17 protein-coding genes are annotated in these 21,958 nt (G+C 65.4%); 12 read left to right on the top strand and 5 right to left on the bottom strand.

What is annotated here, in order from left to right:
- The first annotated feature begins 19 nt into the window (after nucleotides 1–19).
- The 11 genes from KVP10_RS04980 to KVP10_RS04930 all read left to right on the top strand — a co-directional run bounded on the left by KVP10_RS04980 (nucleotide 20) and on the right by KVP10_RS04930 (nucleotide 11,355).
- Nucleotides 20–1,006, top strand: coding sequence for a quinone oxidoreductase family protein (locus KVP10_RS04980; protein WP_217963368.1), 987 nt, complete (start codon nucleotides 20–22; stop codon nucleotides 1,004–1,006).
- A 503-nt stretch (nucleotides 1,007–1,509) separates the two neighbouring features.
- A complete protein-coding gene (gene rpmH, locus KVP10_RS04975; protein WP_006578231.1) occupies nucleotides 1,510–1,644 on the top strand; it encodes a 50S ribosomal protein L34 in 135 nt (44 codons plus the stop codon).
- Nucleotides 1,645–1,800: 156 nt separating this feature from the next.
- A complete protein-coding gene (gene rnpA / locus KVP10_RS04970) occupies nucleotides 1,801–2,175 on the top strand; it encodes a ribonuclease P protein component (RefSeq protein WP_217963367.1) in 375 nt (124 codons plus the stop codon).
- Nucleotides 2,169–2,402 carry a membrane protein insertion efficiency factor YidD gene (gene yidD / locus KVP10_RS04965; RefSeq protein ID WP_217963365.1) on the top strand — a complete coding sequence of 78 codons (234 nt, stop codon included), beginning with the start codon at nucleotides 2,169–2,171 and terminating at the stop codon, nucleotides 2,400–2,402. Before rnpA ends, yidD begins: the two co-directional genes overlap by 7 nt.
- Nucleotides 2,403–2,526: 124 nt before the next feature.
- Nucleotides 2,527–4,224 carry a membrane protein insertase YidC gene (yidC, locus tag KVP10_RS04960; protein WP_217963364.1) on the top strand — a complete coding sequence of 566 codons (1,698 nt, stop codon included), beginning with the start codon at nucleotides 2,527–2,529 and terminating at the stop codon, nucleotides 4,222–4,224.
- A gap of 322 nt (nucleotides 4,225–4,546) precedes the next feature.
- On the top strand, nucleotides 4,547–5,749 hold the full coding sequence (locus KVP10_RS04955) for an ABC transporter substrate-binding protein (protein ID WP_217963363.1): 1,203 nt from the start codon (nucleotides 4,547–4,549) through the stop codon (nucleotides 5,747–5,749).
- Nucleotides 5,750–5,948: 199 nt separating this feature from the next.
- On the top strand, nucleotides 5,949–6,869 hold the full coding sequence (locus tag KVP10_RS04950; protein WP_217963362.1) for a branched-chain amino acid ABC transporter permease: 921 nt from the start codon (nucleotides 5,949–5,951) through the stop codon (nucleotides 6,867–6,869).
- 97 nt (nucleotides 6,870–6,966) lie between these two features.
- Nucleotides 6,967–7,989: a branched-chain amino acid ABC transporter permease gene (locus tag KVP10_RS04945; protein ID WP_217963360.1), complete on the top strand. Its 1,023-nt coding sequence runs from the start codon at nucleotides 6,967–6,969 to the stop codon at nucleotides 7,987–7,989.
- A 74-nt stretch (nucleotides 7,990–8,063) separates the two neighbouring features.
- Complete coding sequence (locus KVP10_RS04940) at nucleotides 8,064–8,828, top strand: ABC transporter ATP-binding protein (RefSeq protein WP_217963793.1); 765 nt, start codon at nucleotides 8,064–8,066, stop codon at nucleotides 8,826–8,828.
- 85 nt (nucleotides 8,829–8,913) lie between these two features.
- Nucleotides 8,914–9,618 carry an ABC transporter ATP-binding protein gene (locus tag KVP10_RS04935; RefSeq protein ID WP_246600403.1) on the top strand — a complete coding sequence of 235 codons (705 nt, stop codon included), beginning with the start codon at nucleotides 8,914–8,916 and terminating at the stop codon, nucleotides 9,616–9,618.
- A 309-nt stretch (nucleotides 9,619–9,927) separates the two neighbouring features.
- Nucleotides 9,928–11,355 carry a catalase gene (locus KVP10_RS04930; RefSeq protein ID WP_343218690.1) on the top strand — a complete coding sequence of 476 codons (1,428 nt, stop codon included), beginning with the start codon at nucleotides 9,928–9,930 and terminating at the stop codon, nucleotides 11,353–11,355.
- Nucleotides 11,356–11,511: 156 nt separating this feature from the next.
- Here the strand turns inward: KVP10_RS04930 and KVP10_RS04925 are convergent, their stop codons facing one another.
- Nucleotides 11,512–12,558 carry a porin gene (locus KVP10_RS04925; protein ID WP_217963356.1) on the bottom strand — a complete coding sequence of 349 codons (1,047 nt, stop codon included), beginning with the start codon at nucleotides 12,556–12,558 and terminating at the stop codon, nucleotides 11,512–11,514.
- Nucleotides 12,559–12,958: 400 nt separating this feature from the next.
- Complete coding sequence (locus KVP10_RS04920; RefSeq protein ID WP_217963355.1) at nucleotides 12,959–16,555, bottom strand: ABC transporter ATP-binding protein/permease; 3,597 nt, start codon at nucleotides 16,553–16,555, stop codon at nucleotides 12,959–12,961.
- Nucleotides 16,556–16,882: 327 nt separating this feature from the next.
- Between KVP10_RS04920 and mnmE the strand changes: the two genes are divergently transcribed.
- A complete protein-coding gene (mnmE, locus tag KVP10_RS04915) occupies nucleotides 16,883–18,391 on the top strand; it encodes a tRNA uridine-5-carboxymethylaminomethyl(34) synthesis GTPase MnmE (RefSeq protein WP_217963354.1) in 1,509 nt (502 codons plus the stop codon).
- Between the two features lie 131 nt (nucleotides 18,392–18,522).
- Here the strand turns inward: mnmE and KVP10_RS04910 are convergent, their stop codons facing one another.
- From KVP10_RS04910 to KVP10_RS04900, 3 genes are all read right to left on the bottom strand, one after another.
- Nucleotides 18,523–19,755 carry a CaiB/BaiF CoA transferase family protein gene (locus KVP10_RS04910; protein WP_217963352.1) on the bottom strand — a complete coding sequence of 411 codons (1,233 nt, stop codon included), beginning with the start codon at nucleotides 19,753–19,755 and terminating at the stop codon, nucleotides 18,523–18,525.
- On the bottom strand, nucleotides 19,748–20,701 hold the full coding sequence (locus KVP10_RS04905; RefSeq protein WP_217963792.1) for a hydroxymethylglutaryl-CoA lyase: 954 nt from the start codon (nucleotides 20,699–20,701) through the stop codon (nucleotides 19,748–19,750). Before KVP10_RS04905 ends, KVP10_RS04910 begins: the two co-directional genes overlap by 8 nt.
- A 117-nt stretch (nucleotides 20,702–20,818) precedes the next feature.
- On the bottom strand, nucleotides 20,819–21,928 hold the full coding sequence (locus tag KVP10_RS04900; RefSeq protein WP_217963351.1) for a mandelate racemase/muconate lactonizing enzyme family protein: 1,110 nt from the start codon (nucleotides 21,926–21,928) through the stop codon (nucleotides 20,819–20,821).
- Between the last annotated feature and the right edge of the window lie 30 nt (nucleotides 21,929–21,958).

Here is a 21,958-nt window from a genome sequence, read left to right as displayed (position 1 = left end):
CAGGGAGACTATTTTCGAAATGGAAAGTCAAACCAAGGCCATACGCATCGAACAAAACGGCGGACCGGAAGTCCTCAAGCTCGTCACCGTGACGGTGCCCGCGCCGGAAAAGAACGAAGTCACCATAGAACAGAAGGCCATAGGCCTGAACTTCACGGATGTCTATTGCCGCACCGGCCTGTATCCGCGTCCGCTGCCCCACGGCCTGGGCTTCGAGGCCTCGGGCGTGGTCAAGGCGGTGGGCGCCGAAGTGCGGCACCTGAAGGTGGGCGACCGCGTCGCCTACGGCCAAAGCCCGATCGGGGCCTATGCCGAAATCCGTAATGTGCCGGGCCACCAGGTGGTCAAGATCCCGGACGGCGTCAGCTTCGAACAGGCCGCCGCCATCATGCTCAAGGGCCTGACGGCGCAATACCTGCTGCGCCAGACCTATCGCCTGCAAGGCGACGAAACCATTCTGTTCCACGCCGCGGCCGGCGGCGTCGGCCTGATCGCGTGCCAGTGGGCGCGGGCGCTGGGCGTCAAGCTCATCGGCACCGCGTCTTCGCCCGAGAAAGCCACGCTGGCCAAAGCGCACGGCGCCTGGGAAGTCATAGACTACACGCGGGAAAACGTGGCCGATCGGGTCAGCGAACTGACCGGCGGGAAGAAAGTGCCGGTCGTCTACGACAGCGTGGGCAAGGACACCTGGCTGACGTCGCTGGACTGCCTGCAGCCGCGCGGCCTGATGGTCAGCTTCGGCAACGCCTCCGGTCCCGTGCAGGGCGTCAACCTCGGAATCCTGGCCAGCAAGGGGTCTTTGTACGTCACGCGGCCGGTGCTGGGCGCCTACGTGCCCACTTACGAAAAGCTCAAGCAGGCCAGCGACGAGCTGTTCGGCCTGGTGCTCGAAAAGAAGATCACGCCCATAATCGGCCAGCGTTTCGCGCTGAAGGACGCCGGGGCCGCGCAAACCGCGCTGGTCGAGCGCAAGACCACCGGCTCCACCATCTTCACGCTGGGCTGACATGGGCGCCCATGACAGCCGGCGCACGCGGGCCGGCAGCGCGGCGCATGGTTGTCGCCCGGCGGCTGGCCGGGGCGCCGGCCTCTATATGTAAACTTTAGGGGCCTGTCGCAAGGCCAGCCGGCCGCCCCGCGACCTGCGGGCCCGGCGGGCAAGCGGGCGGGAAGCCGGCAAGGAAATTTGACTAATCGGCCATAATTTGCTGAAATAACGGGCTTTTCAAGCATTCAGGCTCGGGGATATTATGAACCCGGGCCGGCTTTTCCGCCCTGGATGCATGCCACGCGGCCTATGTCCGGCCCCGGCGTAACCCAGGCGGGGCCGATTTCGCGGCCTGGCGTGCCGGTTTGCGGCTGTTTCGTCCGATACAGTGGCGAACGCGCAGGCCGCCGGCACCCCCACGGCCCGATCCGACTGTTTTCCCGAACAGGGCGGCACACGCCCGAACGCTTACGCGGCAATGGCCCAGAGGCTTCGCGGCAGCTCTTTTATTTGGATTATCCATGAAACGCACTTACCAACCTTCCGTCACCCGTCGCAAGCGCACCCACGGCTTCCGCGTCCGCATGAAGACCCGCGGCGGCCGTGCCGTGATCAACGCACGCCGCGCCAAGGGCCGCAAGCGCCTGGCCGTCTAATACGGATTCGCGATCAAAAAGACAGCAGCGCTGCTGCGCCTCGCCGTACTATTGGTACTGCCCGCGGCTACGCGCCACGTTCTCTTTTCGATCGCAAGCCCGTATTTAAGGCATAGGCATTCCGGGCTCCGGCGGCCCGGAGCAGGCATGTAGGCCATGCGTGCCACGTTTCCTTCCTCGGCGCGCTTGCACCGCCCCTCCGAATACGCCTCCGCCCTGCAAGGCAGGCGTATCGCCCGAGGGGCGTTGTTCGTTGTAACGACGCCCCGGACAACCGCCGATACGCCGCCGGCAAGCGGCGCCCGGCTGGGGCTGATCGTGGCCAAGCGCTTTGCCGTACGCGCGGTCACGCGCAATGCGATCAAGCGCGTAGTGCGCGAGGCGTTCCGCCACCGGCGCCATGCCTTGCCTGCACGCGATCTGGTGTTCCGCCTGCATGCCCGCATCGATGCCGGCGTCACGCTCAGCGGCTTGAAGAAACAAGTGCGCGACGAAGTCGAAAACCTGCTGGACCGGGCCATGCGATGCTGAAAACGCTGCTCATCGCGCCGATCCGGTTCTACCGGTATTTCCTCAGCCCGTGGCTGGGCAGGAGTTGCCGTTTTACCCCGACCTGCTCGGCCTATGCCATCGAGGCCATAGAGAAGCACGGGGCGCTGCATGGCTCGTGGCTGGCAGCCCGGCGTATCGGGCGCTGCCATCCGTGGTGTCCGGGCGGCTACGACCCGGTGCCGGAACCCCGGCGCAAAGACGGATAAACGGCATGCGGGCCGGCGATATCCGGGGGTTTTCTTGTAGTTTCCCCGCTCGGGCGCGACTTGGGCCGGGCTACGTTAAACTGGTGGGCTTTTTTTGCCCGGCTTAGATTCGAATACAGGCGCTATGGATATCCGACGCACCGTCCTCTGGATGATCTTCTCTTTCTCGCTGTTGCTCCTGTGGAACAACTGGCAGGTCCACAACGGCAAGCCTTCGCTGTTCGGCGGCAATCCGACGGCCACGCATACGGCCGCGGCTCCCAAGCCGGCCGCGGCGCCCGGAACCGCCAGCACCGATGTGCCGACTGCGGCGCCCGCGGCTGCCGCGGCCAAGCCGCAGGCCAATGTGCCGGGCAATGCCCAGCCGGCGGCGGCCAAGTCCGAGAAAGTCACGGTTACCACCGACGTCTATAAACTGACGTTCGACACCCAGGGCGCCCAACTGGTGCGGGCCGAGCTGCTCAAGTACGACGCGCCCGACCATCCCAAGCAGCCCATGGTGCTGCTGGACAACTCCGGCCCGAACTCCACCTACGTGGCCCAGAGCGGCGTGGTCGGCGCCCCCCAAGGGGAAAGCTACCCGACGCACCTCACGCCGTTCAAGGTGGTGTCGTCCGAGCGCAGCCTGAGCGGCGACAGCCTGAAGGTGGTGTTCGAGGCCGAAAGCGGCGGCGTCAAGGTGGTCAAGACCTACACGCTGCGCCGCGGCAGCTACGACATCGGCGTCAGCAACGATATCTACAACCTGGGCACTGCGCCCATCAGCCCGTCGCTGTACCTGCAACTGACGCGCGACGGCAGCGAGCCCACCGGCGACGCCACCGGCTATACCCATTCGTTCACCGGCACCGCGCTTTATTCCAGCGAAGACAAGTTCCAGAAGGCCACCTTCTCCGACATCGAAAAGGGCAAGGCCCACTACATCAAGCAGGCGAACAACGGCTGGATCGCCGTGGTGCAGCACTATTTCGCCAGCGCCTGGGTGCCGCCGCAAGGCGTGGTGCGCCAGAACGAAATGCTGCGCCTGTCGGACAACCTGTACGCCATCCGCAGCATCGAGCCGGTGGGGGTGATCCAGCCCGGTCAGCACCAGACGGTCAAGGCCAACCTCTGGGTCGGCCCGCAAGACCAGAAGGCCATGAGCGCCCTGGCCCCCGGGCTGGAACTGGTGGTGGACTACGGCTGGCTGACCATCATCGCCAAGCCGCTGTTCAAGCTGATGACCTGGATCCATGCCCTGCTGGGCAACTGGGGCTGGACCATCGTCGCCCTGACGCTGCTGATCAAGGCCGTGTTCTACCCCCTGTCGGCCGCCAGCTACCGCTCGATGGCGAAGATGAAGCAGGTGGCGCCGCGGCTCAAGCTGCTGAAGGAAAAATACGGCGACGACAAGGCCAAGATGAATACGGCCATGATGGAGATGTACCGAACCGAGAAGATCAACCCATTGGGCGGCTGCCTGCCCATGATCATCCAGGTGCCGGTCTTCATCTCGCTGTACTGGGTGCTGCTGGGCAGCGTGGAAATGCGCGGCGCGCCCTGGATACTCTGGATCCACGACCTGTCGGTGCGCGATCCCTGGTTCATCCTGCCGGCCCTCATGACCGCCACCATGTTCCTGCAGATCAAGCTCAATCCCGCGCCGCCCGATCCGATGCAGGCCAAGCTGATGCTGATCATGCCCCTGGTGTTCGGCGGGATGATGTTCTTCTTCCCGGCCGGCCTGGCGCTGTACTACTGCGTCAACAACGCCGTGTCGATCACGCAGCAGCGCTACATCATGAAAAAACTCGAAAGAGAAGCCGCGGCGGCGCATCGCTGACGCCGACCTTCCTGCAAGTTCACGCCCGGCCCCGCGCCGGGCGTTTTGTTTCCGGGCGCCCGAAAGGCGCCAGGCGCGGGGCGCCCAGCCGCGTCTATTCCTGGACGGGATACCTGCGGGACAAACGCTTATTTCGGAAAACCGGCCGTTTCACTTAAGCTTGATGCGCGGCACGCGCCGCCATGGGCCGCGCCGGCGCGCGGCATTGGGTTTACCCGAATAGCAAATGCTTTAGGCCTCATATAAGTTAGGCCGGCAAGGTCGCGCAAGACGTGCGCGGCGCCCACGAACAATCCATAACAGGCATCACGAGGAGACACACATGACTACACCCCGCCCGTCGCGGCAACGGCGCAAGCTGGTAATCGGGGGCCTCGCGGCGGCCCTGCTTGCCGGCGCCGGCGCCACCGGCCCTGCCATGGCCCAGGAACCTCTCAAGATCGGCTTCATCGGCACCCTGTCGGGGCCCGCCGGCGCACTGGGCCAGGACCAATACGACGCGTTCATGCTGGCCATCAAGCAAAAGGGCGGCAAGCTGGGCGGTGTGCCGGTCACGGTCATCCGCGAAGACGACCAGCTCAAGCCCGACCAAGGGGTGCAGGCCGCCACCAAGCTCATCAAGAGCGACCACGTGCCTATCATTACCGGGGTCACTTTTTCCAACGTGATGATGGCGATCCACAAGCCCATCACCGACGCCAAGGTGTTCCTGATCGGCTCGAACGCAGGCCCCGCGCCGATCGCGGGCAAGTCGTGCTCGCCGTTCTTCTTTTCCACGTCCTGGGACAACGACCAGTTGCACGAGGCCGGCGGCCAGCTTACATCAGACCTGGGCTACAAGAATGTGTACGTCATGGCCCCCAATTACCAGGCCGGGCGCGACGCGGTCTCGGGCTTCAAGCGCGACTACACCGGCAAGATCATCGACGAGGTCTACACCCAGGTCAATCAGCCCGATTATTCGGCCGAGATCGCGCAGTTGCAGGCCGCCAAGCCGGACGCGGTGTATGTCTTCTATCCCGGCGGCATGGGCGTGAACTTCGTCAAGCAGTACCGCCAGGCGGGCCTGCTGGGCAAGCTGCCGCTGATATCGGTGTCCACCATAGACGGCAGCACGCTGCCCGCGCTCAAGTCCCTGGCCATCGGCGCCATCACCAGCGCGCCCTATGCGCCCAACCTCGACAACCCGCAGAACCAGCAGTTCGTGCAGGCCTTCGTCGCGGCCTACAAGCGCCAGCCGTCCATGTATGCGGCCCAATCCTATGACGCGGCCAACCTGATCGATTCGGCCGTGGCCAAGGTCAAGGGCAATGTGTCCGACGCCGACGCGCTGCGCGCCGCTTTCAAGGCGGCCGATTTCAAGTCGGTGCGCGGCGCCTTCAAGTTCGCCTCCAACCAGTTCCCCGACGCCGGCTTCTTCCGGGTCGACGTGGTCAAGGGCGCCGACGGCGCCGAACTCAAGGCGGTCAGCCCGATACGCATCCAGAAACGCGCAAACTTCGCGGCGGCCTGCCCGCTGAAATAAGCCGCCCCGGGCCGGACATGCGCGCCGCTCCGGCCGCGGGCAGCACGGCTGGACGCAAGCCCCGCTCCGGCGGGGCAGCGTCCGGCGGATGCCTCCCGGCATGGCGCCGGGGCCGCGGCGATCGCGCGGCAAGACGGCGGCGCCAGGGCGCCTGCACGCCCCGCCCCGCGGCATCGCAATACCACCCAGGAGTTCTTGCTTGAGTCTCGCCCTCGTCATCATCCAGTCGCTCAACGGCCTGCAGTTGGGCGTGTTGCTGTTCCTCATGGCGGCGGGCCTGACCCTGGTGTTCGGCATCATGAACTTCGTCAACCTGGCGCACGGCTCCCTGTACATGATGGGCGCCTTTTTCGCGGCCAGCCTGTACAACTACACCGGCTCGTTCCTGCTGGCGGCGCTGCTGCTGGTGCCGGCCATGCTGGCGCTGGGCCTGCTGGTGGAATGGGTGGCCCTGAAAAAACTCTACCAGCGCGACCACCTGGACCAGGTACTGGCCACCTTCGGCCTGATCCTTTTCTTCAACGAGCTGGCGCGCATGATCTGGGGCGCCTCGCCCTATTACATGGAAGTGCCGGATTTCCTGACCGGCGCCGTGAACCTGTTCGGCATCGCCTATCCCACCTACCGATTCGTCATCATCAGCGCCGGGCTGCTGGTGGCGCTGGGCTGCTATCTGCTGATACACCGCACCCGCGTCGGCATGCTGATCCGCGCCGGCGCCACCAATCGCGCCATGGTGGGCGCGCTGGGCGTGAACATTGTGCTGCTCAACTCGCTGCTGTTCGCCCTGGGCGCCGTGCTGGCGGGCATCGCGGGACTGCTGGCCGGCCCGATACTGTCGGTGCAGGCCGGCATGGGCGAGCCCATACTGATACTGACCATGGTGGTGATCGTGATCGGCGGCATAGGCTCCATCCGCGGCGCCTTCTACGCCTCGCTCATCGTGGGCGTGGTCGACACGCTGGGCCGCACCGTGCTGCCGTCGCTGCTGCGCAGCTTCCTGGACCGCAGCACCGCCGACGTCGCCGGCCCGGCCCTGGCCTCGATGATGATCTATCTGCTGATGGCGGTGGTGCTGGCGATCCGGCCGCGCGGCCTGTTTCCCGTGAAGAACGCCTGATGGCCACACTCCGCGCGGCCCACGCTCCAAGGCCCGGCCCCGGCACGCAACACACTACCCTTATCGACGCTACCGATACGAACCTGGCCCCCACCCGATGATGCCTACACACCCCCGTCGCCGATGGTCCCTGGACGCGCTGCTGGCCATTGCACTGCTGATCGTGCTGGCCCTGGTCCCCGTGTACGCGGCGCTTGCCGCACAGCCCTTCGCGCTCACGCTGGCCACGCGCATACTGATATTCGCCCTCGCCGCGGTGTCGCTGAATCTCATCCTGGGCTACGCCGGGCTGGTCAGCTTCGGACACGCGCTGTATCTGGGCCTCGGGGTATATGTCGCCGGCATCATGAGCTTTCACGGCATCGACAACGGCTGGCTGCAGCTCCTGGCCACCCTGGCGGTCTGCGCGCTGGTCGGCGCGCTTACAGGCAGCATCGCCTTGCGCACCAGCGGCATCGCCTTCATCATGATCACGCTGGCATTCGCCCAGATGTTTTTCTTCCTGATCGTCAGCCTCAGCCGCTATGGCGGCGACGACGGCATGACGCTGGCCGCCGCCAGCCGCTACGGCACGCTGCCGCTGAGCGATGCGCGCCTGCTGTACGGCGCGGCCTTCGTGCTGCTGTGCGCGGCCCTGTATGGGTGCCGCAGGCTGGTGCATTCGCGCTTCGGGCAGGTGGTGTGCGCCAGCCGCCTCAATGAACGCCGCATGAAGGCGCTGGGCTATCCCACCTTCCGCTACCGCCTGACGGCGTACGTGATATCCGCGATGGTGTGCGGCATCGCCGGGCTGCTGTATGTGAACCTGACGCAATTCGCCTCGCCTTCGTACATGTCCTGGACGACCTCGGGCGACCTGATCGCCATGGTGGTGCTGGGCGGCATGGCCACCCTGACGGGCCCGCTGTTCGGCGCCGTGGGCATGATCCTGGTCGAAGAATGGCTCAAGGCCATGACCCAGCACTGGATGGTCATCTTCGGGCCGCTGATCGTGCTGATCGTGATCCTCAGCCGCCAGGGCCTGGTCGGCCTGCTGCGCGGCGCCGAGGCGCGCTGGCGGGGCACGCCCGGCGGCCCGGGCTCGGCGAGCCCCAGCGCCGCTGGCGGAGAGACGCAATGAACGGGTCCACGCAACGCCAGGAATACGCAAACCAGTCCGGGCCCGGCCAACCGGGCGGCGCGCCTATGGCCGGGATGGCCGGCGCCGCGAACCTGCTGAGCGTGCGCCGGCTGCTCAAGCGCTACGGCGGCCTGGTGGCCACCGATCACTTCGATCTCGATGTGCGTCCAGGCGAGCTGCACGCGATCATAGGCCCCAACGGCGCCGGCAAGAGCACGCTGATCGCCCAGTTGGCCGGTGAAATCCGCCCCGACGGCGGCAGCATCCACTTCGACGGCCGGGACATCACCGGCATGCGCGTGGAACGGCGCGCTCTGCTCGGCCTGGCGCGCTCCTACCAGATCACCTCGGTGTTCCCCGAGTTCACGGCCCTGCAAAACGTCATGCTGACGGCGCAGGCGCACCAGGGCCACAGCTTCCGCTTCTGGACGCCGACGCTGCGCCAGCCCGAACTGGTCGAGCCGGCGGCCCAGGCGCTAGAGCGCGTCGGGCTGGGCTCGCGCCTGCATACCCCGGTGGCCGACCTGGCCCATGGCGAACAGCGCCAGCTCGAACTGGCCATGGTGCTGGCCGGCAAGCCGCGCCTGCTGCTGCTGGACGAGCCCATGGCGGGCATGAGCCAAAGCGAGTCCCGTCTCATGACCGACTTGCTGCTGAGCCTGAAAGGCCAATACGGCATCGTGCTGGTCGAGCACGACATGGACGCGGTCTTCGCCCTGGCCGACCGCATCACGGTGCTGGTGTACGGACGCGCCATCGCTTGCGGCCCGATCGAAGAGATCCGCGCCAATCCCGAAGTACGCAATGCCTACCTGGGCGACGAGGCCATGCCGTCATGAACATGCCGCGCCATCTCCTTGCAGACCGCAATTCCCCGCGCGTAGCCGCCGCCGCGCCATGGCAGGAGGCGGTATCGTGAACGCCATGCTGCTCGACGTACAAAAGATCGAATCCTTCTACGGCGCCAGCCAGGTGCTGTTCGGCATGGACCTGCAAGTGGGCGAGGGCGAGTTCGTCACCCTGCTGGGCCGCAACGGCATGGGCAAGTCGACGACGGTCAAGTCCATCATGGGCTTGATGGCGCCGGCGCGAGGCTCGATCCGCCTGGCAGGCCGCGAAATCGCCGGCATCGCCTCGTATAAAGTGGCGCGCGCCGGCATCGGCCTAGTGCCCGAAGGGCGCCAGATCTTTCCCAACCTGAGCGTTGCCGAGAACCTGCTGGCGACCGCACACAATCTGCAGAAGGCGTCGCAGCCCTGGACGCTGGAAAGAGTCTATGCGCTGTTTCCGCGGCTGCGCGAGCGCGCCGGCAACCTGGGCGCCAACTTGTCGGGCGGCGAACAGCAGATGCTGGCCATAGGCCGCGCCCTCATGACCAATCCGCGCCTGCTGATCCTGGACGAGGCCACCGAAGGCCTGGCGCCGCTGATCCGCGCCGAGATCTGGCGCTGCCTGGGCGAACTCAAGCGCACCGGCCTGTCGATCATGTGCATAGACAAGAACCTGGGCTCGCTGCTGCCGCTGGCCGACCGCCACTACATCGTGGAAAAAGGCCGCGTGGTGTGGTCAGGGAACTCGCAAGAGCTGGCCGCACAGCACGCCGCGCTGCAAAGCCACATGGGAATCTGAGCCTGGCCGGGAAACACCGCGCGAACCCGGGCTCGAAAATCGCAGCGGCCGCGCGCCGGTCCGGACATAGGGATGCCGGGAACCCGGCGCGCAATTGTAAGAAATTAAACGAACAAGAAAGGCTATCGGCTGATAAATAGCCGTCAACTATTGAATAATTAGATTTAATTGCCTTCATTTTTAAGCTTTTCCCGGCTATGCTGGGTTTCGGTCCGGCGCGAGCGCACACTGCCCGCCGGCATCCTTCGCGGGATGCCCCACCCGAGAATCGGGCCCCGCCCCCCTAGATACCCACACAGGAGGTCACCAGTGAAAAAGCTCACCACCGCCGCCGGCGCTCCCGTTGCAGACAACCAGAACATCCTGACCGCCGGCCCGCGCGGCCCCGCGCTGCTGCAGGATGTATGGCTGATAGAAAAGCTCGCCCATTTCGACCGCGAAGTCATTCCCGAACGGCGCATGCACGCCAAGGGCGCCGGTGCTTTCGGCACATTCAAGGTCACCCACGACATCACTCAATACACGCGCGCCAAGATCTTCTCCTCGGTAGGCAAGGAAACCCCGGTGGTCATGCGCTTCTCGACCGTTGCCGGCGAGCGCGGCGCGGCCGACGCCGAGCGCGACATACGCGGCGTGGCCATGAAGTTCTACACCGAAGAGGGCAACTGGGATCTCGTCGGCAACAACACGCCGGTGTTTTTCTTTCGCGATCCGCTGAAATTCCCCGACCTGAACCACGCCGTCAAGCGCGACCCGCGCACCGGCATGCGCAGCGCCCAGAACAACTGGGAATTCTGGACCGGCCTGCCCGAAGCGCTGCACCAGGTCACCATCGTCATGAGCGACCGCGGCATTCCGCGCGACTTCCGCCACATGCATGCCTTCGGCAGCCACACCTTCAGTTTCATCAATGCCGGCAACGAGCGCTATTGGGTGAAGTTCACCTTCAAGACGCAGCAAGGCATACAGAACCTGACCGACGCGGAAGCCGCCGAACTCGTCGGGCGCGACCGCGAAAGCTCGCAGCGCGACCTGTTCGACAGCATCGAGAAAAAAGACTTTCCGCGCTGGACGCTGTTCGTGCAGATCATGCCCGAAAAAGAAGCCGGCAAATACCACATCAACCCCTTCGACCTGACCAAGGTCTGGCCGCACAAAGACTATCCCTTGATCGAAGTCGGCGTGCTCGAGCTCAACCGCAACCCCGAGAACTTCTTCGCCGATATCGAACAGGCCGCGTTCAACCCGGCCAATGTGGTGCCCGGCATAGGCTTCTCGCCCGACCGCATGCTGCAGGGACGGTTGTTTTCGTATGGCGATGCGCAACGCTACCGTCTCGGCGTGAATCATCACCAGATTCCGGTCAACGCGCCGAAGTGCCCGTTCCATAGCTTTCATCGCGACGGCGCCATGCGGGTCGACGGTAATTACGGCGGCATCACCGGCAACGAACCCAACGCCCAGGGCGAATGGCAGGAACAGCCCGATTTCCGCGAACCGCCGCTGTCGCTGGAAGGCGCAGCCGATCACTGGAACCACCGGGTGGACGAAGACTACTATTCGCAACCCGGCGCCTTGTTCCGCCTGATGAACGACACCCAGAAACAGGCCTTGTTCGACAACACCGCCAGGGCCATAGCCGGGGTCACTCGCGAGGTGCAACTGCTGCACATCGAACACTGTACCAAGGCCGATCCGGCCTATGGCGCCGGTGTGAAGGCCGCGCTGGGGTTGTAGCTGTAGCGCATTGCGCCGGCTTCGCTGTCCGCCTTGCAAGGCGGCAGCAGGCCGGTGCGTCTGGCGCGCTCGGGCAGGGAGCTTGGCTCCCGCGCCCCGGCGCCGACGGCCGAGGCGCGGGCCGGGCAAAGCACCGCGCTGCCGGCTACTCCTCGATCAGAACTTCGTGCGTATGCCCACGCCGAAAGTATCGCCGCGCGACAGGCCGCTTATCTTGTCGGAAAAATACGCCGCATAGACGTCCGTGCGCTTGGACAAGGTGTAGTCGTATCCCAAGGCCCAGGTATTGCGCTTGACATCGCTCGCGCCGCTGCTGCCCGTATAGGCATATGAGGCCAGGACGCTGCCGTGGCCCAGCGGTACCGATACGCCCACTTGTCCGCCGTTCATCGTCACATCGCCGCCGCCAATGACATTCCTGATGTACTGGTATTGCCCGAACAGCTTGGCGAAGCCGAAGTCGTAGGCCGCGCCGGCCTGCACGGCCTGCTGGCGGCGAAAGCCCGGCGCCAGGGTGTCCAGATCGCCCGGCGTGCTGTCGAACTCGACCTGCTGGTAGGCCACGGTCGCCGAAAATGCGCCATGGAAATACAAGGCATTGGCGCCCCACTTGTTCTGGCCCGAATGATCGGGATCGCCGCTGAAGCCGTAGATCACATTGGCCGACAAGCCGTTGTACGACGGCGTGGAATACATGACGGACTGATTCCAGCCCGAATCCCCGACGATGCCCTGGCCCGACGCGCCCAGGTAGGTATGGAACACCATGGGCGAGAAGGTGTACGAATCCACGAAGGGGTTGAACAATATCGTGGACACGAAGTAAGGCGTCGTCAGCCGGCCTATCGTCACCTTGCCCAGGGTATCGCTTTGCAGCCCCACATAGGCATTGCGGGAAAACATCGCATCGCCCGTGTAGCGGCCCATGGCGCCCGTCTGCGGCAGGAAGAAATCCTCCAGCGCGAACACCGCCTTCAAGCCGCCCGACAAATCCTCGGAACCCTTGAGGCCCCAGTACGAGGTCGACATGCCGCCGCCGCCCTGCGTCCAGGAACGATCGTAGGGCCCGGGGTTTCTCTGCGCGCCGAGCCACGCATCCACCTGGCCATACAGTTCGACGCTGGAATCGGCGCTGGCCGCGCCGCTTGCGCATAGCGCGGCGGCCAGAACACAACCGGCCAGTACTGGCTTCTTGATACCCATAGAGTCTCCGTCCGTTATTGAAGATATTGAATTTCTTTTTTTCCTTCCCTGGGCGGAAAGGGGACCTGTCGCACGGCCTGCGGCGCAAGGCGCACGCGCGCACGCCGACGGCATCGCTGCGCAAGACAAACACAGGCGAACGGCGGCTCTTTGCGGACAGCCCGGCACGTGCCAGGCACGCCACAGTCCTCGACAGGCAACGCGAATTATTGCGTTATGGCCGGGCGAGACGCATTAGCGATTTCGAATAATGCTTATTTGGACCGCGGCCGCGGCCGGCGGAGGACGCCGCGGATCGAGCACGCAAAAGGCTTGCTCAGATCCACGCAAGCGGCGCGCGGCAATCGCGTGCCGCCGGTGTTCCCGGGCGCACGCGACGCAGGCCGGACAGACCCGGCGGCTATGCCGCCCGGCGCGCCGCCGCCAGCTGGCGGCTGACCAGGTGCGCGTATGCACCGCCGCGCGCCAGCAACTGCGCGTGGGTGCCTTGCTCGACAACGCGGCCATGGTCGACGACAGCTATGGCATCGGCCTGGCGCACAGTGGACAGGCGATGCGCGATGATCAAGGTCGTGCGGTTGCGCATCAGCCTGGCCAAGGCTTCATGCACCTGGGCTTCGCTGACCGCGTCCAGGTGAGAAGTTGCTTCATCCAGCACCAATATGGGCGCGTCGCGCAGAAACGCGCGCGCGATGGCGATGCGCTGGCGCTGGCCGCCCGACAGCGCCACGCCGCGTTCGCCGACCCGGGTAGCCAGGCCTTCCGGACGCGTCGCAATGAAACTGCCCAGGGCCGCCTGTTCAGCCGCATGCTGCACATCGGCGACGGACGCGCCGGGACGCGCCAGGCGGATGTTGTCTTCGAGCGTGCCGTTGAGCAGCCAGGTGTCCTGGGCCACCAAGGCGACGCGGGCATACAGCGCCTCGAGCGTCAGGTCGCGCAGATCGATCCCGTCCATGCGCAGTGCACCGCGCGCGGGGTCCCAGAAACGCAACAGCAGGCTGGCGATCGTGCTCTTGCCGGCCCCCGACGGGCCCACCACCGCCAAGGTGGAGCCCGCCGGCAGATCCAGGCTGACATCATCCAGCGCCGCGACACTGCGGCCCGGATAAGTGAACGACACATGCTCGAAGTCCACCGACAAGCCGCCCTGCGTCAGGGGCGGCGCCTGCTTGCCGCCGACGACCGTCACCGGCTCGTCATGCACGGCGCGCAGGCGCCGCGTCGATGCCAAGGTATCGGCCAGTTGGCGGCTGACCTGAGCGATCTCCGATACCGGCAGGAAAGCCGCGACCGACAGCAAAATAAGCAAGGGCAGCGTCGCCGCCGCGAGATGCCCCTGCATTACCCACCATGCGCCCACCGCGGCGACGGACAGGCCGCCCAGGCCGGTGGCGATTTCCAGCAAGGCGCTCTGGCGCGACAGGTCGGCCAGCAGCGCCAGCCGCGTGGCCTGGTACTGGCGCACCAAGGCCAGGAAGGCGTCGCGGCGCCTGTCCGTGGCCGAGAACGACAGCAAGTCCGGCAAGCCCTGGATGGTCTCGGACAGATGGGCGCTAAGCAAGCCCAACCCGGCGCGAGCGCGCGTGCCCATGGCATCGACGCGCGCGCGGCTGCGCACCGGCGTGGCCGCCGCCCACGCCAGGAACGGCAGCAGCGCGAACAACAGAGGCCACGCCGTCAGCCCGAGAATCAACAGCACCACCAGCGGCACCAATACCGCCACGAAAGCCGGCGCCACCGTGTGGGCGAAAAAGTATTCCACGGTTTCTACATCCTGCGTGGCCAGGCCTACCAGGTCGCCGGAACGGCGCCGCAGCAAATACGCCGGCGCCAGGGCTTCGAGCTTGTCGTACAGCGCGATGCGCATTTCGGCCAGCAACTGGTAGGCGATGGAATGCGCCAGCCAGGACTCGACCCAATGCAGCGTGGCCGCGGCCAATGCCGCGACGAACAGCCCCGCCAGCAGGCCGCCATATGGCGCGCCGTTCTTGAGCTGCGCAATGATCAGCGCGCTGAGCGCGGACACGCCTATGAATGCCACCACCCGGCCTATGCCGCTGGCGACGGTGACGGCAAAACTGCGCCGCCACGGCCGGATGATTTCCAACAGCGTGCGCAAGACCTTGCCCGACTCGACATGCCGCGCGTCGTCGTCCAGCGGCGGCGCCGAGCTATCTTTCGCGGCCGTGGCGTCGACGGCATCCTCGTCGGCGTGGGGGCGCTCGCCGGCCGCTGCAATAGCGGCGTATTCGTCTTCCGACGCCCCGCCATCCTGCGCCCCCATCAGGCGCCGGTATAGCGTGTCGCCGGTCATCAGGCTGGCATGCGTGCCCGTTTCAGCCACGCGGCCTCCATCCAGCACCAGGATCCGATCGGCGCTCACTACGCTGGACAGGCGATGCGCCAACACCAGCGTGGTACGGCCGCGGCTGAGCCGGTCCAGGGCCTGCTGGATCTCGGCTTCGTTGGCTGCATCCACCGAAGACAGCGCTTCGTCCAGGATCAATATCGGCGCATCGCGCAGCAGCGCGCGAGCGATCGCCAGGCGCTGGCGCTGGCCGCCCGAGAGCTGTGCGCCGCGCTCGCCCAGCACAGTGTCATAGCCTTGCGGCAATTGCATGATGAAATCGTGCGCATTGGCCGCAAGCGCGGCCGCCTCCATTTGCGGGCGCGTGGCATCGGGCCGCGCCAGCAACAAGTTTTCCTCGACCGTGCCGTGAAACAGCATGCTGTCTTGCGCCACTACGGAAATCAGCGCGCGCACCGCTTGCGGATCGAGCCGGCGCAAATCCGTCCCGTCGATTTCGACGGCGCCTTCTTGCGGGTCGTAAAGCCGCAGCAGCAACTGCACCAGCGACGACTTGCCCGCGCCGCTAGGCCCCACGATGCCGACCCGCTCGCCCGCCACCACCGAGAAATCCAGGCCCGCATGCGTGGCGGATTGCGCACCGGGATATGCAAACGTCACATTGCGCAGCGCCAGCGGCAAGCCCCGCGGCCCCGCGCGCAAGCCTCCGGCCCCTGGCGCGGCGCGCGGCGCGTTGCTTTGGGCCTCGAGCAGCTCATGCACACTGCCCGCGGCCGACTGTCCGACCATGCCGCTGTGCAGCACCGAACGCAGGTCGCGCAAGGGGCGGAATATTTCCGTGCCGGCCATCAACACCACCAGCAGCGCCGCCAGCGTCATCTGCCCATGCGACACGCGCCAGGCACCCAGCGCCAGCGCCGCGGCCGCGCCCAGCGTAATGCCCAGGTCGGTGAGAAAACGCGCCGAGACCTCGCGGCCCAGCACCTTGAAAGTGTTGTCCGACAGCGCTCGCGCGTGCGCCGCCAGGCGCTCGCCCCAGGCGCGGCTCTGCCCGAAGGCCTTGAGCGTAGGCAGGCCTTGCACCGCATCCAGGAACTCTTCGCCGAATTCCTTGAAAGCCTCCTGCCGCCCCTGCGCCGCGACACGATTGGCGCGATGCGAGGCCAGCGGCAATACCAGGGTGATCAGCGCCGCCACCAGCAGCACCAGCGCCACCGGCCAGTCCCACCAGGCAATGAAGGCGAAGATCATTACCGGCGCGCAAGCCGCCACGAACAATTGCGGCAAATAGCGCCCGAAGAACACCTGCAACTGCTCGACCCCGTCGATCACCGCCAGCATGACCCCGCCGGTGCGCTGCCCGCCGAACCACGCCGGCCCCAGTTCCACGATCTTGTCATACAGGCGCGCGCGCAAGCGTTCCTGGATGCGCGCCGCGTTGGCGTTGGCCTGCGTATTCAACAAATGCTCGAACAAGCCGCGCAACACGATGACCGCGGCCGTGCCTGCCAAAGGCGGCCACAGCGCCGCCACCGGTGCACCGGCAAACAGCCGCGCCAGGAACTGCCCCAGCAACGCGAAGCGGGCGATGCCCGCTGCCAGGCCGAGCAGGCCCAATAATGCGCACAAGGCAATACGCGGCCGCGTTCCCCGCGTCATCGCCCAGAGTCTGGTGTCGAAGTACATGATGGTTCCGTGCAAATTGCCGGCGGGCCAAAGTCTCATCCGCCGCGGTGCGATTCCGCCAGAATAGCCGAGTGCGGCCTATCGTCCAAGCGAACCCAGTTCGCCGGGAATAAATCGGCGTGCCGGGTTGGTTGCGTAGCCCGTATCCTCTCCCTGCTCCGCCGCCGGGTGTCGCCTGCCGGGCAATCAAGCACGTCCCTGTGGCATTCGCCGCGGCAACAACCGGGGCGCCCCTTTACAATTCATCTTGTCCGCCGGTTCCGCCCACGGCCGGGCCGGAATGCAGGCCGCCCTCACACCCGCCCCGATACCTCTCGACTACACGCCATGACCGCCTCCGCCAGCGACCCCATCGCCGCCATTGCCACCGCCCCCGGCCGCGGCGGCATAGGCGTGGTGCGCGTCTCCGGGCGCGACCTGGGGCCCTTGATCGCGAAGCTGTTCGAGGGCATTGCGCTGGCGCCGCGCCATGCCCACTACCTGCCGTTCAAGGACGCCGCGGGCCAGGCCATCGATGCCGGCATCGCCCTGTATTTCAAGGCGCCCCACTCCTATACCGGCGAGGACGTGCTCGAACTACAGGGCCACGGCGGTCCCGCGGTGCTGCAGCGCCTGCTGCGGCGCTGCCTGGAAGCGGGCTCGGATCTCGGCCTGCGCCACGCCGAACCCGGCGAATTCACCCAGCGCGCCTTCCTCAACGAAAGGCTGGACCTCGCCCAGGCCGAGGCCGTCGCCGACCTCATCGACGCCTCGTCCGAAGCCGCCGCGCGCAGCGCCATGGCCTCGCTGAGCGGTGCCTTTTCCGCCCGCGTCAACGCCCTGGCCGACCGCCTCGTGCACCTGCGCATGCTGGTCGAGGCCACGCTGGATTTCCCCGAAGAAGAAATCGACTTCCTGGAAAAATACCAGGCACGCCCCGCCCTGGCGCATATACAGGAAGAACTGCGCGCCCTGATCGCCCAGGCCAGGCAAGGCATGATCCTGCGCACCGGCCTGCACGTCGTGCTGGCGGGCCAGCCCAACGTCGGCAAATCCAGCCTGCTCAACGCCCTGGCCGGCGACGACATCGCCATCGTCACCCCCATCGCCGGCACCACGCGCGACAAAGTCGCGCAGCAAATCCATATTGACGGCGTACCGCTGCACATCGTCGACACCGCAGGCCTGCGCGACACCGAAGACACCGTCGAAAGCCTGGGGATAGCACGCAGTTGGGCGGAAATCGAAAAGGCCGACGTCATCCTGCACCTGCAGGACGCGCGCCGCCCCGGCGACGAGCTCGACCGCGCCATCGTGCAGCGCCTGCCCGCACGCACGCCTGTATTGACCGTCTATAACAAGATCGACCTGCTGGCGCCGGACGAGCTGGCCGCGATTCCCGGCCTGGCACAATGCTCCGCACAAGCCGAGGGCCACGAGCCCGGCAAAGACCGCGCTGAAACGCACGACCCCGCCGGCCTTCCCGCGCTCGCCGGCCACACCGCTACATCCAATACCCCTTCATCGCCGGGCGGCGGCGTCCCATCTACACTCGGAATCTCGGCCAAGACCGGCATTGGTCTCGATGCGCTGCGCAAACAACTGCTGGACATAGCCGGCTGGAACCCCGGCGCCGAATCCCCCTGGCTCGCCCGCGAACGCCACTTGCGGGCACTGCAAATGGCCGCCAACCACGTCGACCTTGCTGTCAGGCACGCCGATCGCGACGACCAGGCGCTGGATCTCTTCGCCGAAGAACTACGCCTGGCGCACAATGACTTGTGCGCCATCACCGGGCAATTCACCAGCGACGATTTGCTGGGGGAGATTTTTTCCAGTTTCTGCATCGGAAAGTGACGCGATTTCCCAGAACGTCCATCGACGCCTCGCCGACGAACTCCTGCTCTTTGCAAATAAATCGCTTTTTTCCGGTTCGCGCAGACCGAACTCGAATCCGCCAAAGAGACAGACGAATCGCGCCTGCCTCCTTACGCCACCGATCCGCGCGTTCGCTGCGCTCCCGTATCGGCATGCACGATTCGGCCAGCCTTGAGCGTCGCTATCTCTGCATCGTCGTAGCCCGCGCCACGCAGCAACGCATCGGTATGCTCGCCGATCCGCGGCGGATCCAGACGGATGCCCGGACGCCGGTCGCCGAGAGTGATCGGGAGTAACGGCGCATACGCCTTGGCGCCATCGGGCAAAGTCATGGGCGCCAGGCCGCCAGACGCAAACAAGTGCGGGTCGTCGAGCAGATCCTGCGGCCGCACGATCGGAGCGAATGGCAGGCCGTGCTTCTCGAAGATCTCCGACAACTCGGCGGTGCTGCGCGTAGCCATGCGCTCGCGCAGCATAGGCATCAACCATTCGCGAGCATGGACGCGGTCGGCATTGGTGAGTAGGCGCGGGTCGTCCTTCCATTCGGCAAAGCCGAAGACATCGCAAAAGACCTTCCACTGGCCATCGCTGACCACACCCAGGAAAATCTGCCCGCCATCGCGCACAGTAAACACATCGTAGATGGCCCACGCCGAGATACGTGCCGGCATCGGCGACGCAGGCTTGCCGGTGACAACGTACTGCAGCATGTGCTGGCCAACCATGAAGACGTTGTTCTCGAACAAGGCAGATTGCACTTCCTGCCCTTGGCCGGTAGTGTCCCGCTCGCGTAGAGCCGCCATGGCGCCAAGAGCGCCGAACAGGCCGCCCATTACATCGTTGATACTCACGCCCGCGCGCAGCGGATCGCCGGGCCGGCCGGTCATATAGGCCATGCCGCCCATCATTTGCACTACCTCGTCGAGCGCCGTGCGGCGCTCGTAGGGACCGGGCAAAAATCCCTTGTGCGTGACGTAGATCAAGCGCGGATTCAACCTGGACAGCGTGGCATAGCCCATGCCAAGTTTCTCCATGGCGCCGGGCTTGAAGTTTTCACTCACGATATCGGCGCTGGCGATCAGGCGCAACGCCACCTCGCGGCCCGCGGAGGTCTTCAAGTCGAGAGCGATGCTTTTCTTGTTGCGGTTATACATCGGGAAGAAGCCGGTACCCGAGCCCACCAGCTTGCGCGTATGATCGCCCTCGATCGGCTCGACCTTGATGACCTCCGCTCCCAGATCGCCCAGAAGCATGCCGCAGGTTGGCCCCATAATCATATGGGTGAACTCGACCACCCGCACGCCGGCATAGGGCAGCGCGCGTTCGCTCGTCGACTCAGACATGGCGGGCTTCCTTCGCAGCGACGAAACCCTTGGGCAGGCCCGAATCCCACGTCATGCCATAGAGAGGCACGTCGGGCAGCCCAGTCACGATATGCTCGCGCGCGGCCAACAGCTTGGCAAGGTCGATACCCGTAGAGATCCCCATGGACTCGAACATGAAGACCAGATCTTCGGTCACCGCATTGCCGGCCGCGCCTGGCGCGTGCGGGCATCCCCCCAAGCCGCAGGCTGAAGAATCGAAGATGCGCACGCCCGCTTCGTAGGCAGCCAGACAGTTCGCCAGCGCCAGTCCGCGGTTGTTATGCATATGGGCGCCACCGACCTTGTCGCCGATTTCGCCGATCAGGCGAGTGAAAAGACGTTTGGTTTGAGCCGGATTGGCATAGCCCGTGGTATCCGACAAGCCCGAATCGTCGACGCCGGCCGCGACCAGCGCGACAGCCAGGCGGATCACCTCGTCTTCCGACACCCGCCCTTCCATCGTGCAGCCAAATGCGACCGAGATGTTGGCCTCGATAGGCACGCGGGGAGCAAGCTCGTTGCGCAATTCAACGATGCGTGCAACTTCCGCGACTTGCTCGTCCGGTGTTTTGCGCACGTTCGCCATTGAGTGCGCCATACTGCCGGAAACCGGGATCGTGATCTTGTCGGCACCGGCCTCGAACGCCGCTCTCGCGCCACGCAGGTTGGGCACCAGCGCCAGTACCGTGAGGCCTGGCAGTGTCCTGGCATGGGCGACGACCTCCACCGCATCGGCCATTTGCGGCATCAACCGCGCAGGCACGAAAGAGCAGACCTCGATCTCGCGCAATCCGGCATCATAGAGCGCATCGATCCAGCGCAGTTTGTGGTGAGTCGCCATCGTTTCGCTAAGAATCTGGAGGCCGTCGCGCGGCCCGCATTCGCTTACGAGTACGTCGGCGCCGTTGGGAAAATGATGTGCCATATGAAAGCCTTTGCGGGTGAAATTCAAATGCCCGAAACGAGGTCGCCCACGCCGGGTGCCGGCGTCGTTTTTCCCCGCAATCCGAGACCTGTGTTTTTGTCTTTTCGAAGCACTAGCTCAAGCCGAGCGCAGTTGCTCTACCAGCTTTTCGTCGAGGCTCAACCCCCAGCCCGGAAGTTCGCTCAACTGCATGCGGCCGTCGCGAATGGGAGGGCGGTTTTCCAACAGTGTGTGATAGAGCGGGTCACGGTCGGGCTGCATTAACTCGACACAGACGCCGTTCGGCACACCCGCGGCCAGCGCCGCACCTACCTGCGGCTCCAGGTGCGACATCACGCCGATGCCATAACTCTCGGCCAACGCAGCTACCTTACGCCATTCGGTCGGTCCGCCACCCCAGCTCGGATCAAAATTACAGATGTCGATGGCTCCTGCGGCCATGAGATCACGACAGCCGGCCTTGGCGATCTCGCTCTGGCCCGCGCATAGCGGGATGTCGACCGTGCGGCGCAGGCGTGCCAGGTCGAGCCGGTCGTTCTGCCAATGACAGGGTTCTTCGAGCCAACGAATGTCATAGGGCCGAACGAGGCGCGCGAAGCGCAGCGCCTCGTCGAAGCTCCAGCCCTGGTTCGGATCGGCCATCAGCCAGAAGCCGGGGCCCGCGCCGTCGCGCGCCGCTCGCACGCGCTCGGCATCTTGCTCCGGCGTGAGCGCGCCGACCTTGAGCTTGCAGCCGGCAAGGCCCTGCTCGCGCAATGATTCCATTTCCTTGGCAACCTTGATCAGGTCGTCTTCGGGCCAGTAGTAGCCGCCCATCGCGATGGCTGCCACGTCGTCGCCTTGCCCTCCCCACAGGCGATGCAGCGGAGCATTCAGCGCCTTGCCCACGGCGTCCCAGATCGCGGCGTCCACACAGGCAATGGCACGCACCGCTAGCCGCCGATCGCGCACAATGCTGCGAGTGATCGGCTGCATCGCCTGCCAGCATGCTTCGACATGAAAGGCCTCGCGCCCGACGAGCAACGGTACGAGTTCCTCGTGTATCAACCGTACGATTTCGGCTTGCCCCTGGTCTTCGTTGTTGCTGAAGCACTCGCCGACGATGCCGTCGCTGGTGTAAACGCGGGTCAGCACCGTGCAGCGCTGGGTGACGAGTGCGGTGGCAGCCTTCAGGGGCCGCGCGAGTGGCATGCGTAGCGGGATCGCTTCGATTCGTTCGATTTTCATGTCAGGGAATGGTGAAAGATATGGGTGTGG

It is taken from the genome of Candidimonas humi, assembly GCF_019166065.1.
Classification (GTDB): domain Bacteria; phylum Pseudomonadota; class Gammaproteobacteria; order Burkholderiales; family Burkholderiaceae_B; genus Candidimonas; species Candidimonas humi.
The sequence above is the reverse complement of the archived record's forward strand: the minus strand, read 5'-3'. Positions and strand labels throughout refer to the sequence as shown.